The sequence below is a fragment of the Arboricoccus pini genome (assembly GCF_900187945.1).
GTDB lineage: Bacteria > Pseudomonadota > Alphaproteobacteria > Geminicoccales > Geminicoccaceae > Arboricoccus > Arboricoccus pini.
Genome location: NZ_FYEH01000016.1, coordinates 16058 through 28896 on the forward strand (window position 1 = coordinate 16058; position 12839 = coordinate 28896).

12 protein-coding genes and 1 tRNA gene are annotated in these 12839 nt (G+C 63.6%); 10 read left to right on the top strand and 3 right to left on the bottom strand.

Annotated elements, in window-relative coordinates; genetic code table 11:
• The first annotated feature begins 22 nt into the window (after nt 1-22).
• The 3 genes from CFB17_RS16535 (at nt 23) to CFB17_RS16545 (ending at nt 2091) form a co-directional block, all read left to right on the top strand.
• Nucleotides 23-730 (top strand): ABC transporter permease, encoded by a 708-nt coding sequence (locus CFB17_RS16535; protein WP_088562690.1) that lies wholly within the window; start codon nt 23-25, stop codon nt 728-730.
• Nucleotides 731-807: 77 nt separating this feature from the next.
• Nucleotides 808-1539 carry an ABC transporter permease gene (locus tag CFB17_RS16540; protein ID WP_088562691.1) on the top strand — a complete coding sequence of 244 codons (732 nt, stop codon included), beginning with the start codon at nt 808-810 and terminating at the stop codon, nt 1537-1539.
• A 132-nt stretch (nt 1540-1671) separates the two neighbouring features.
• Nucleotides 1672-2091, top strand: coding sequence for a secondary thiamine-phosphate synthase enzyme YjbQ (locus CFB17_RS16545; protein WP_088562692.1), 420 nt, complete (start codon nt 1672-1674; stop codon nt 2089-2091).
• Nucleotides 2092-2463: 372 nt separating this feature from the next.
• Here CFB17_RS16545 and CFB17_RS16555 read toward each other — a convergent pair whose 3' ends face one another.
• Entirely contained in the window at nt 2464-3189 is a 726-nt protein-coding gene (locus CFB17_RS16555; protein ID WP_088562739.1) for an ABC transporter ATP-binding protein, read from the bottom strand.
• A 338-nt stretch (nt 3190-3527) separates the two neighbouring features.
• Here CFB17_RS16555 and CFB17_RS16560 point away from each other — a divergent pair, with 338 nt between their 5' ends.
• The 4 genes from CFB17_RS16560 (at nt 3528) to CFB17_RS19710 (ending at nt 6341) form a co-directional block, all read left to right on the top strand.
• Entirely contained in the window at nt 3528-4388 is an 861-nt protein-coding gene (locus CFB17_RS16560; protein ID WP_165769666.1) for a transporter substrate-binding domain-containing protein, read from the top strand.
• A 142-nt stretch (nt 4389-4530) separates the two neighbouring features.
• On the top strand, nt 4531-5391 hold the full coding sequence (locus tag CFB17_RS16565) for a protein-methionine-sulfoxide reductase heme-binding subunit MsrQ (RefSeq protein WP_243389921.1): 861 nt from the start codon (nt 4531-4533) through the stop codon (nt 5389-5391).
• Nucleotides 5392-5488: 97 nt separating this feature from the next.
• Nucleotides 5489-5563: transfer RNA gene (locus CFB17_RS16570), tRNA-Gln, on the top strand.
• A gap of 334 nt (nt 5564-5897) precedes the next feature.
• A complete protein-coding gene (locus CFB17_RS19710) occupies nt 5898-6341 on the top strand; it encodes a hypothetical protein (RefSeq protein WP_088562695.1) in 444 nt (147 codons plus the stop codon).
• Nucleotides 6342-6355: 14 nt separating this feature from the next.
• Here CFB17_RS19710 and CFB17_RS16580 read toward each other — a convergent pair whose 3' ends face one another.
• Together CFB17_RS16580 and CFB17_RS20105 are read right to left on the bottom strand one after the other, a co-directional pair.
• The gene (locus CFB17_RS16580) at nt 6356-7786 is read right to left on the bottom strand and encodes an aminotransferase-like domain-containing protein (protein WP_165769667.1); all 1431 of its coding nucleotides are present in this window, start codon (nt 7784-7786) and stop codon (nt 6356-6358) included.
• A gap of 53 nt (nt 7787-7839) precedes the next feature.
• Nucleotides 7840-7965: a hypothetical protein gene (locus CFB17_RS20105; protein ID WP_407642434.1), complete on the bottom strand. Its 126-nt coding sequence runs from the start codon at nt 7963-7965 to the stop codon at nt 7840-7842.
• A gap of 663 nt (nt 7966-8628) precedes the next feature.
• On the opposite strand from CFB17_RS20105, the gene CFB17_RS16585 reads away from it, so the two are divergent.
• The 3 genes from CFB17_RS16585 to CFB17_RS16595 are packed head-to-tail and all read left to right on the top strand — an operon-like array spanning nt 8629 to nt 12827.
• Nucleotides 8629-9915 carry an NAD(P)/FAD-dependent oxidoreductase gene (locus CFB17_RS16585; protein ID WP_088562697.1) on the top strand — a complete coding sequence of 429 codons (1287 nt, stop codon included), beginning with the start codon at nt 8629-8631 and terminating at the stop codon, nt 9913-9915.
• A gap of 38 nt (nt 9916-9953) precedes the next feature.
• A complete protein-coding gene (locus CFB17_RS16590) occupies nt 9954-11390 on the top strand; it encodes an NAD-dependent succinate-semialdehyde dehydrogenase (protein WP_088562698.1) in 1437 nt (478 codons plus the stop codon).
• A 42-nt stretch (nt 11391-11432) separates the two neighbouring features.
• The gene (locus CFB17_RS16595; RefSeq protein WP_088562699.1) at nt 11433-12827 is read left to right on the top strand and encodes an NAD(P)-dependent oxidoreductase; all 1395 of its coding nucleotides are present in this window, start codon (nt 11433-11435) and stop codon (nt 12825-12827) included.
• The last annotated feature ends 12 nt before the right edge of the window (nt 12828-12839 follow it).

The window sequence follows — 12839 nt, forward strand, 5'->3', positions numbered from 1 at the left end:
CGAGCCCGGCCGCGCGTAGCTGATGGGCAGCCTCATCGACCTCAAGGGCTATGGGTGGTCCATCCTGGTCGAGGGCACAGCGCTCACCGTCGAGGTGGCGCTGGCCTCGCTGGCCCTCTCCGTCATTTTGGGCATCCTCGGGGCCGCCGCCAAGCTGTCGGGCCGGCGGGTCCTCATGGGCATCGCCACTTTCTATACGACCCTCATCCGCAGTGTCCCCGACCTCGTCTTGATGCTGCTCCTCTTCTTTGGCGGCCAAACCCTGATCAACTGGGCGGCGCCGAAGTTCGGCTATGAGGATTATATCGACATCGACCCCTTCATGGCCGGTGTCCTTGTCATCGGCTTCATGTTCGGCGCCTACATGACCGAAAGCTTCAGGGGTGCCTTGATCGCGATCCCGCGCGGGCAGATCGAGGCGGCGCGGGCGTATGGCATGTCGCCGCTCCTCCTCTTTCGGCGCATCACCCTGCCGCAGATGATCCGCCTGGCGCTGCCCAGCTTCGGCAATAACTGGATGGTGCTTCTCAAGACAACGGCCCTGGTCTCGGTCATCGGTCTCGACGACATGGTGCACCGCGCGGGCTCGGCCGCCGGTGCGACGCGCCAGCCCTTCACCTTCTATCTGGTCGTGGCGGTGGACTATCTGGTCCTGACGACGATCTCGGTCCTGGTCTTGAACTGGCTGGCCCGCCGCTATGACCGGGGCTATGCGAGGCGGAGCCCATGAAGTCGGAAGAGCGTGGAGCCGCCCCGGCCGTCGCCCGCCTCATTGCTCGTCTTACCGCCAATGGAGCGTGACTGAGGATGGACGGCGGAACCCTGCAGGCCAGCATCCTGCAATTCTTCGACTACCAGGTTATCATCGACAATTGGCAGCTCTATCTCTCGGGCGTCTTCGTAACCCTGCAACTGACGGCCCTCTCCTTGATCCTGGGCTTCGTCCTTGCCGTCCCGATGTCGATCATGCTGACCTCGAGGAAGCCCTGGGTCTGGATGCCCGTCTGGCTCTATGTCTATTGCTTTCGCGGAACGCCGCTTCTGATCCAGCTTTTCCTTCTTTATTATGGCGCAGGCCAGTTCGCCTTCATTCGCGAGGGATTTCTATGGCCGTTCCTGCGCGAGGCATGGTTTTGCGCCATCATTGCCATGGGGCTGAACACGGCAGCCTATCAGGCGGAAATCTTCAGAGGTGCGATCGCCACGACGCCGCGCGGCGAGATCGAGGCGGCGCGTGCCTTCGGCATGAGCCCCTTTCGGCTCTATAGCCGTATCATTCTGCCCTCGTCCTTTCGCCGCGCTTTGCCTGCCTATGTGAACGAGGTCATCTTCTCGCTGCAGTCGACCTCGCTTGCGAGTCTCGTCACGCTGATCGACATCACCGGCGCTGCCCGGATCGTGAACAGCCGCTACTACACGCCCTACGAGGCGTTCCTGTCGGCGGCCGTGCTCTATCTGGTCATCACTTTCGTCATCATCTGGCTGGCTGGCGGCCTCGAGCGGCGCTGGAACGTGCATCTGGCCCGCCCCACGTCCTAGCCAGGACGGCGGCGCCGCCCTTTTCACGCAATCGTGCGTGGCATCCTTGCCCGGTTGCGGCGCGTCCTTGAGGTCTCAGGCGTTAAACGCATGCCCCCTCGCGAGGGGCCGGCCAGGTTCTTAGGAGGCGACGTGCAGCAGAAGGTTCACGAACTGTCGGTGGCGACTCAGGGAAAGGGACTTTTCGACATCACGCCTGCGGTCACCCGCTGGGTCAGCGCGCAAGGCCTGACGACGGGCCTCCTCACCCTTTTTTGCCGCCATACGTCAGCCTCGCTCCTGATCCAGGAAAATGCCGACCCGGACGTCCGGACCGACATTCTCGCTTATTTCGAGCGTCTGGCACCGGAAGATCCACGCCGCTACGTGCATAGCATCGAGGGGCCGGACGATATGCCGGCCCATCTGCGCGTCGCGCTGACTCAGGTCCAGCTCTCGATTCCCCTCATGGGCGGCCGGCTGGCCCTTGGCACCTGGCAGGGCATCTATCTCTTCGAGCATCGCTGCCACTCGCAGAACCGCCGCATCGCGCTTCATCTGCTGGGCGATTAGTGGCGACCCGGGAGCGCATGCGCACGATCAGCATTGCTGGAGCGGGTGGCTCCCTTCGTCATCCGCTCCTCCAGACGATCCAGGGACGGCTGTGGGCGCATTTCGGCCATGGATCGGGTTCCCTTGCGCGGTAGGGTGGGTCGCGACGTCCCAGCCCTTGGTCGCCGCTGACCTCCAGCGTCAAGCCGTGGCGTAGCAGACGGCCTGCAGCTTGTTACCGTCCGGGTCGCGGGCATAGGCGGCGTAGTAATCGTCGCCGTAATGCGGCCTCGGGCCGGGCTCGCTGGCGGAGCTCCCGCCCAGGCGAAGGGCTGCTTCATGGAGGCGATGGAGCAGCGCGATGCGCGGTAGCCGCAGGAAACCGCAATAACCTTATCCGCCCTGACGGTAGCGCTCCAGGAACTGGATCAGGCGCGGGGAGCGGGGATTATTGAAGAGTTCCTGTGGCGGGCCTTCCTCCTCGATCAGGCCCTGGTGCAGGAAGATGACGCGGTTCGCGACATCGCGGGCAAAGCTCATCTCATGCGTGACGACGATCATGGTGCGCCCTTCGTCGGCGAGATCGCGCATGACCTTCAAGACCTCGCCGACGAGCTCGGGGTCGAGGGCGGAGGTGGGCTCGTCGAAGAGGAGGACGGTCGGGTCCATGGCGAGGGCCCGGGCGATGGCGACGCGCTGCTGCTGGCCGCCCGAGAGAAAGCCGGGATATTGCGCGTCGCGGCCGGAGAGGCCGACCTTGGCGAGCAGGGCCTGGGCCCGATCTATGGCATCGCGCCTCGACATGCCCAGAACATGGACGGGGGCTTCGATGACGTTTTGAAGGACGGTCATGTGGGCCCAGAGATTGAACTGCTGGAAGACCATGCCAAGTCGGGTGCGCATTCTTTCCAGCTGCTTGCGGTCGGCGGCCTGGAGCTGGCCCCCCTGGCCCGGTTTGAGGTCAATTTCCTCGCCGTCGACGATGATGCGACCTTTGTCGGGGTGCTCCAGGAGGTTGATGCAGCGCAGGAACGTGCTCTTGCCGGAACCCGAGGCGCCCAGCATGGCGATGACTTCGCCTTTGTGGGCGGTGATGCTCAGGCCCTTTAGGACCTCCATCTTGCCGAAGCTCTTGTGGATATCGACGGTGCGAAGGGCTTCTTGGGCGTGCTGCAACGGCGGGCATCCTGCTCTTGATCGGTCAGCGAGCGTGCGGTGCGTGTTGCTTGAGGGTCAAGTCGTCCTGGCATCTGCCGGGGCGCGGGCGAGGAAGAATGACCCTGCGGCAATGAATGAAGGCATGACGCGCGCTTGGACAGACGCACGCGAATCCTTCTGTGACTTTCACCGCGCACTTTGCTAGCTGACGGTGCCCCAAGCAAGAAACGCGCAGGCTGGACCGGGAACAGGCCGGTCTTTGGTGATTGGGCAAAGATCGCGCTCGTTGGAGAAGCATGATGAACAGCAGAAATTTATGGGCGGCCCTGGTCTTCGTGGCCGCCATCGGCCAGCCGGCCCTGGCGGAGGCCGCGGGCAAGGTTATGGCCAAGCCGGCGGCGAAGGCGGCACCGGCCGCTGGCGAGACATCCATGATGACGGGGGGCGATCCCAAGTGGCCGGTGGCCAAGGTGGGCTTGGATGGCACCTTTCCGCCCTTCAGCACGGTCGATGCCAAGGGTGTGGTCAAGGGCTTCGATCCCGACATGGCGCGAGCGATCTGCGAGCAGATGCAGGTGCGCTGCAAATTCATGCGTATCGACAACATGGCGGATGCGATCCCCGATCTGCAGGCCGGCAAGTACGATGCGATCGTGGCCTCGATGTCGATGACCGCCTGGCGGCGCAGCCAGGTCGACTTCACCAACAAATATTATCAGCCGCCCGCCAAGTTCATCGCCAAGGAGGGGACCAAGATCGATTTCGCCAATCTGTCGGGTCAGCGCATCGCCGTGCAGCGTAATTCTCTGCATGACAAATATCTAAGCGCCGTCCTGGCGGCAAAGACGACGGTCCTGCGCTACCAGACGCTGGAGGAGGCGGAGGCGGCGCTGCGAGCGGCCAAGGCCGATCTGGTGCTGGGCGATTCGCTGGCCCTGCAGGAAGGTTTTCTTTCGACCAAAGACGGACGGGGTTATGCCTTTGTCGGGCCCGATCTGGCGAGCGAGCAATGGTTCGGCAGTGGTGCCGGCATCGCGGTTCGCAAGGGCGACACGGCGTTGCGCGACCAGATCAACCAGGCGATCGCAAAGGTGCGGGCCTCGGGTCAGTATCAGGCGATCGCCAACCGCTATTTTGCCTTCAACATCTATGGCAGCTAGGGGCGGCTCCTGGGATTGATAGGCAGGTGACAGCGGCCGATGGCGAGCCACATCGACGCCTGGATGGGTGCTCCAGGTCGAGCGTTCAGCCGGTAGCCTCGAGGATGGGCGGATGTGGGCGGTGGCGCGGATCGGGAGGAGGATGCCCTGGTACGATCAGGGTGGCCGGTTTTCGGGCCTGAAGCTGGCAACGTTGCTCTGCCTCCTGGCACCGGCTGTCTGGGTGCTCCTGCAGATCCCCTTGGAGTTGCTCGAGCCGCGGCCGGTGACGCTGGCGATACACGCGACGGGGCTTTGGGCGATCCGATTCCTGCTCCTGACCCTCTTCGTCACGCCCTGCCGGCGGATTTTCCTCTGGCCCCGCGTCTTCATTCTCAGGCGCATGCTGGGCCTCTCGGTGCTGGCCTACGCGCTTGGCCATTTTTGCCTCTTCATCGTCGACAAGGCCTTCGATCTCGGCGTCGTCGCGAACGAACTGGTCCTGCGCTATTATCTGACGATCGGCCTCCTGGCGCTCTTCTTCCTCATCGCCCTTGGGGTCACCTCGACCGACTTGGCGCTGCGTCGGATGGGCATCCGGCGCTGGCGGCGGCTGCATGGGCTGGTCTATCCGGCCCTCTTTTTGGCCCTCGTTCATTTTTTCATGCAGTCGAAGCTGGACGTGACGCAGCCGACCCTGCTGACCGGTCTCGCCCTCTGGCTCATGCTCTATCGTCTGGTCGATCGGCGCTTTGGGCGACAGCGGGCTCTGGGGCCGGTCTGGCTGTTGTCTTTGACAGTCGCGACCACGGCGCTGACGGCGCTGGGGGAGGCGCTTTATTATCATCTGGCGATAGGTGCGCCGGCGATCTTGGTACTACGCGCCAATCTCAGTCTCGGCCCTGCCGGCTGGCGACCGGCGCTCATCGTTACCCTCTCGGGGTTGGCCGTCGTCATCGTGGCGACGCTGCGCCGGCTGGCCAGGCACGCGGCCCGGCCGATGGATGGGGGGCTCCCGCAATAATGGTGACCCGCCGAGACCGGCTGATGTCGCTTTTGGCGCGGCTGGCCATCTTTCGTCCTGGCCGGAGCGCTGCTAGGTTCTGCCCGCATCGCGAGATTGGGGCGTCGCCAAGCGGTAAGGCACCGGATTTTGATTCCGGCATTCGTAGGTTCGAATCCTACCGCCCCAGCCATACCTTCCCATGATCCATGTTGCTCGACGATATCCGGGACTTAAGGTTCTGGTGTGGGCAGAATTGACATGTTCTCTATCCGTCGAGACCGTTGCCCGAGTTGGCTAGCACTGAGCGGTCGCGCTCCCTTTGCGAGGCCTGCCGGTCGCCGGAGCCGAGGTTGGCTTGTGCGAGAAGCTGCTGATACGCCCGCTGGGTGAGCCTTCATCTCGATTTTCATGGCGGCGCTGGGGTTGAGCTACGTTCTCCAGTTCCGATAGTGCAAAGCGCGGGCTCGGTCGGCCGTTGCGTGCCGCCGTTATTTCCCGGCATTTTGCGGTATGGCAACATGGTCATGCCGATCCGGCGGCTGGTCGCCTTCATCGTCACGTTCGGCATGAGTCCTCGGCCTTTGGTACTTCTTGATGCGCACGGTCACCGGCCGGGCGATACGCGCGGCGGCGCGGAACCAGACAGGCGCCGCCCTGCAGGGCATCAGCAGGCCAGTTCGCCCCCACGATGGGTAGTCTTGATCGTGCTCCTCATCCTGGCCTCCGCCCGGCCTGCTGGGCCGCCGCGAATGACGACGACGACGGCGGCTTTGTTGCCACTGGGGTTCCGTCATTACTGGCAGACGGTCATCCTCCTCCTCGGCATCACCGCGACGGTGCTGCTGGACCATCGGCTGATCACGACGATGGACGGTCTCTCCCATGGGACTTGGCGTCTATGCCATGACGCTGATGACGATATCGGGCGGCCTGTCATCGAGGGCGCGGCAAGGCTATCTGGCCTCTAGGCCAGGAGACAGCCTCAGACGAAGGAGACGATCGAGGAGGACGGCGTCTCCATGATCGAGCGCAGTTTGCGCAGGCTGAGGCGCAGATCCTCGTGCCGGTCGACGCCGCCAAGGCAGAGCCTTACCCCCAAGGGCGCGAGAGTGGCGTTCACGGAATCGGGCGGCGAGACCAGAATGCCGTTGCTGTGTGCAGCGAAATAGAAGCTGGCGCTTGTCCAATCCTCGCCGAGATTGAGCCAGACATGATTGCCTGGGCTGGGGTTTGGCAACTCCTCACGCACATGCCCGCTCAGTTCTTCTTGGAAGATCTTGTAGCGCGCGCGGGCTTCCGTCCGGCTCGCGGCGATCACGTCTTGCAGCGCGCCGGACTTTATCATCCGGCTTGCTGCTTCCACCAGAAAGGACGAGCTCATCCAGCTGGTCGCATGGAGGAAGAGAATGGCGCGATCCATCAAAGCCGGCGGAATGACCGCCATGCCGACCCGGAATGCCGGCAGGAGGCATTTGGAGAAGCTCTCGATATAAATCGTCTGGTCGGGCAGAAGCTCGGCAAAGGAAATCGGCGCGGTCTCGGCGAAAAATCCATAGACATTGTCTTCGATGATCATCAGCCGGTGGCGTTCCGCCACCTTGGCGATGGCCCGTCGGCGCGCCTCGCTCATGGTCCTTGCCGTCGGCGTCTGCAGGGTCGGCATCAGATAGACGCAGTGGATGTCATAGGCGCCGCAGGCCTCGTCCAGGGCCTCGGGGAGCATGCCTTGTGCGTCCATGGCAATGCCGGTCAGCCCGATATTGTTAACATCCGCCACCGCCTTGAAGCCGAAATAGGTGAGGGCGTCCGTGGCGACGCTCTGGCCAGGTTTCGTCGACAGTCGGATAGCGATGTCGATGGCGTGCTGCGCGCCGTTGCAGATGATCAGCTGATCGGGACTGGGCTTGAAGGACTGCCTTGCCATCCAGCCGGCGATGACTTCCCGGTGCTCGGGACGCCCCTGATGCTGATGGTAGGCAAAAAGTTCCTCTAGATAGGGAGAGTTCAGGGTTTCTTGCATAGCGCGCTGCAAGGTCTCGAGCTGTGAGTGGCGCGGCGGCTGGTTCAAGCCCAGATTGATGAAATCGGCATTACGTGCCAATGGCGGCTTGGGTGCGGCCTTGCCGATCGCGAAGGTGCCCTGGCCCACATGGCTTGAGAGGTAGCCTCGGCTTTGTGCCTCGCGATAAGCCTTGCTGACCGTGCCAATGCTGAGGCCGAGGTCGCGCGCAAGATCGCGATGCGGCGGCAGGCGGTCGCCCGGGCGCAGCCGGCCACTTTCGATATCCGTGCTCAGGGCCTGAACCAGGGAAAGGTAGGGCGGCAGCTTATTGTCGAGTTTGGTGGGATGCCAGAGCGAACCGGAAGATGCTGATGTATTGTCGGCTTGTTTCTGTTTAGGATTCAGCGTCATTCCAGTTCCGATGTCGTCCGCGCCCTTCATTTTAAACTACATGATGTATTGTCTTAGGTCAATTCGCGCGGCGCTGGCAGCACGCTCGGCAAGGTCAGGCCTGATTTGATCAAACCGGCCGCTTCCTCACCGATCTTGAAGGTGGCGGCATCCGTGTTGGCTGAGACAATGCGCGGCATAATCGATGCGTCTTTGGCCCGCAATCCTCGACGCCGCCGGCCTTGAGGTGATCGCCGACCACGAACTGCGGATCGCTCTATCTTGCAGGTCCCGAGCGGATGATAGGTGGTATCTGCGCTCACCCACCTGCCTTGAGAAGGACGGCCCGCGTCAGCGCACATGACCCCTTGAGGGCGGCGCCCGATACGTGTCTTTCGCGGCCCATGGTCAGCCTCTCCGCTCCTGTCGCGTCCCCGCCCTACCGGCCGGTAATTTCAACATGAGATGCAAAGCCGGCCGCACGCCCTCGACATTGACAATGCTACGCAAAGAGGATCATTGTCGTACGTCATATGGTTCATTGAGACATGACAATAACTTTGCGCGCAACCACGGAAGCACGGAATTATCAGGTCGCGTCGTTCCGGACGGTCGGGCTGGCCAGCCTGAATGTGCTGAGATTGAAGATATGGCAACGCATGGGGCGGCCGCATGACTGGTCTGACCGAGGTCTTCGCGCTTGTCGTTACGCATGCGGCGGGACAGCAAGTCCTGGGCATCGTGAGCGGCATCTGCCCGCGTGCGGCCGAAGTGTCCTAGGGCGGCATGGCGCCAACCGTTTTCATAAGGCCGCAGCAAATGCCAGATCCCTGCACCGCCGCACGCTGATCGGGTCATAATCAATGGCGTGGTCCAATACCAAGAGTGTGCCGCCAGCAAGCGGCGCCGGGCGGCGGGTTGTTGTCATCGGCGCGGGAGCCGTGGGCGTCTGCTGCGCCAACTACCTGGTGCGCGCGGGCTTCGATGTCACCGTGATCGATACGGTCGAGCCAGGCAGCAGCGGCCAGTGCTCCTACGGCAATGCCGGCGGCCTCTCGCCCGGCTCCTGCATTCCGAACGCCATGCCCGGCATCATCAAGGAAGTGCCTGGCATGCTGCTCGATCCCGAAGGGCCGATCAGCCTTCGCTTGATGGACGTGCCGCACGCCTTGCCCTGGCTGATGCGCTTTCTCTGGTCCAGCCGCCGCCGCCGGGTCGAGGAAGTCGCCGATGCGATGATCGCGCTCAACCGCCATACGTTCGAGAGTTACGATCCGCTCGTCCGCGAGGCGCAATGCGCGGACCTGATCAGTCATCGCGGTCAGCTCATCGTCTATGAGGACCTGGAGGGGCCCGCGAAATCGGCGCTGTCCGTGGGCATGCGCCGCGCGCGCGGCGTCAAGGTCGAGATCTTGAACGCAAGTCAGATCCGCGAGCTCGAACCGGCCATAAGCTCCGACTACAAGGCGGCCGTCTATCTGCCCGAACAAGGCCAGTGCGCCAATCCGGGGCGTATGGTCGCCAGTCTCTGGCGCTTGGCTGTCGCCAAGGGGGTGCGACTGCATCGCGCCAAGGCCAAAGGTTTCGTCCTGGGTGGCAGCGGTGTGCGAGCAGTCGCCACCGACAACGGCTCGATCGAGGCGGATCACTTCGTCGTCGCCGCCGGCGCCTTTTCCGGCCCCTTCGCCCAACAGCTGGGGGTACGTGTGCCTTTGATCTGCGAGCGTGGCTATCACGTCGTGATCGAGGGCGACGGCACGGGCCTGCGGGTGCAGACGAATTCGGCCTCGCGCAAATTCGTGGCTGCGCCCATGGAAGACGGCCTGCGCCTATCCGGGACGGTCGAGTTCGCAAGGCCGGGCACCGGACCCCGCTGGGAACGCGCCGCCATCCTGGTCCGTCAGGGTCAGCACATGTTTCCCGGCATCGACACATCGCGGGTGCGTCGCTGGATGGGCAACCGGCCCGGAACGCCTGACAGCATCCCGGTCATCGAGCGGACGGCGCGCCACCCCAACGTCATCTTGGCATTCGGCCACGGTCACCAAGGCCTGATCGGCGCCTCGACCACCGGACGGCTCGTGACCGAGCTAGCGGAAGGGCGGCCCACGATGATCGACCTCACACCTTATCAATCGAGCCGGTTCTGACGCGCGCCGATTTATTTTTCTGCTTCTTGGAGCTCTTTATGTACGACGAAAAAATCCAACTGCTGATCGACGGCGTCTGGCGCGAGGGAAGCGAGGGCAAGTCACAGCCGTTGGTCAATCCGGCAACAGGTGAGGAGATGGCGAGCGTCCCGCATGCGAGCTCCGCTGATCTCGACGAAGCGCTTGCCGCAGCAGACAAGGGCTTTCGCGTCTGGAAGTCGATGACGGCAATCGAGCGCTATCGCATCATGATGAAGGCCGCCGACCTCATCGACGCGGACCTTGAGCGCATCGCACGCCTCCTCACGATGGAGAATGGCAAGCCGTTGGTTGAGTCGCGCGGCGAGGTTGCTTTCTCGGCCGACGCCACGCGCTGGTACGCGGAAGAGGGCAAGCGCGCCTATGGCCGCATCGTCCCCGGGCGCATAGCTAACCAGCGCCAGATCGTCCTCAAGGAGCCGGTCGGCGTCGTTGCCGCCTTCGCCGCTTGGAACTTCCCGGCCTCGAATGTCATCCGCAAGGTCGCCGGTGCCCTGGGTGCTGGCTGCTCGATCATTCTCAAGACGGCCGAGGAAACACCCGGCACCGCGGTCGCGTTCGCGCGCTGTTTTGAAAAGGCGGGCGTGCCGGCAGGTGTCATCAATCTCGTCTTCGGCGTGCCTGATGAGGTCTCCAGCCATCTTCTGGCCTCGCCGATCCCAAAGAAGGTCTCGCTCACCGGCTCGACCGCCGTCGGCAAGCTCTTGCAGCAGCGGGCTGCCGAGACCTTGAAGCGCTGCACGATGGAGCTTGGTGGCCATGCGCCTGTCATCGTGCATCACGATGCCGACGTCGAGCTTGCCGTCGCGACCTTGGCAGCCGCGAAGTTCCGCAATGCCGGTCAGGTCTGCACGTCGCCCACCCGTTTCTTCGTTCACGAGACCATCTATGGACGGTTTCTCGAGCTGTTCGTCGCGCGCGTGGCGCAGCTCAAGATCGGCAATGGCCTGGATGCCGACACCCAGATGGGGCCAATGATTGCCGCTCGCCGGCTGGACGCCATCCAGAGCCTCGTCGACGACGCGGTCGGCAAGGGCGCTCGCCTGTTGACGGGCGGCAAGTCGCTGGGCGGCAAAGGCTTCTTCTATGCACCGACCGTGCTCGCCGACGTACCCGACAATGCGCGCATCATGCAAGAGGAGCCCTTCGGCCCGGTCGCATCATTCCAGTCGTTCAGCACGTTCGACGACGTGATTGCCCGTGCCAACGCGACGCCCTATGGGCTGGCTTCCTTCGTCTTCACGACCAGCGGCGCGCTGGCGCATCAAACGGAACTTGCCCTGGACGCAGGCATGGTCGGCGTCAACAATACCGCCATCTCGACCCCTGAGACGCCCTTTGGCGGCGTCAATGCGTCGGGTTATGGCTCGGAGAGCGGCATCGAGGGCCTCGAGGCGTTCCAGCGGGTCAAGACGGTATCGGAAATCTTTCCGTGATCGCTTGTCGACCTGTGGACCGCGCCTATGGGGTCATGGAACATGTCTGAAGACGGCAATTCGACCTTCAAGGTGCTGGTAGCCGATCTCATGGCTCTGGCGCCGGGGGCGGATGGTCAGGCGGACCCGACACCCTTTCGCCACTATGTCGAGACCGTGGGCGGCCGTTTCCATGCGGGCGGCTACAGCGATGCTGTCGGCCTGGAGCCGGGGCGCGTCCATTTCTTCTACCGACCCGAACTCAGCCGCGAGGAGGACCTTCTGGCTGAGGCCGGCGATGGCCGATATGACGCGATCATCGCCGCCGCCACGGTCATTCCGGCCGGCACCCGCTTCGCCTTCGGTGGCGTGCGCATAGGTGCCGGCACCGGCAATATGCGCTCGGAAAGCTGGGGCGGGGGGGACGGACGCGGCGGCACGGCCGCGTTGATGAACACGCCCGGCATGAATTCCCGTGCCACCGCTCAGATGGTCATCAAGGCACTCCTGCGCCGTCGTCCCGATCTGCCGTTCGAGGCTCTGCACGACCGCGTCATGCGCGGCGAATTTGATACCGGCCGCGATCTGGGAGCCTATGCCACGACGAAGCTGGAAGGCCAGACAATGGCCATTCTGGGTTACGGCAATATCGGCCGCGAGGTCGCACGGCTGGCGGCGGCCTTCGGCATGAAGGTGCGCATCCATGCGCGCGCCAGGCATCGTGTCTGGATCGAATCGGAAGGCTTTGCCTTTGCCGCTACCCCGGCGGATGCGCTCCTTGATGCTGATGTCGTGAGCGTCCACCTGGGACTGGGGCCCGTTGATCCCGCGCGTAACGTTCCGGTGAATGTGGGTTTTGTCGGCGAGGCGATGCTTGAGCGCGTCGCCCCCGGCGCCATGCTGATCAATTTCGACCGCGGCGAGGTTGTCGACACGCCGGCCCTGGAGCGCGCGCTGGCGTCCGGACGCATCGGCCAGCTGGCCGTCGATGCCGATATCTTTTTGGACAGAGGCGGCAAGGCAACGGGTCCGCTTGCTCCTTATCTGCCGCTGGCAAGGCGCTTTGGCGATCGCGTGCTCCTGCTGCCGCATGCCGTTGCCGATACCGACCATCCAACCCGTCTGGCGGGCGCGCGTCTGGCCGTGGATCTCATCCTGGACCTGCTGAAGAACCGCCGCGTGCATAATCTCGTGGGCGATCTTCCCGCTGGCTTTGTCGATGGCGGGCCGGCGCGGCCGCGGGACATCGGCTCGGTTTCAACGGCGATCCTTGCGAGCCTCGGTCAAGAGGGAGCGCACCTGGCTGAATATGCCAGCGTGATCACCTCGTTCTACGGGGCCGCTGCCGGCGACAGGGTTCAGGCGACTACCGCGAGCTTTTCCGAGGCGGTCATGGCGGGCAACCGCCTGACGGCCAAACTGCGTGATCTCGGGCTGCTGGGGCCGTTCCAGGAGTGAGAGAGCCGATGC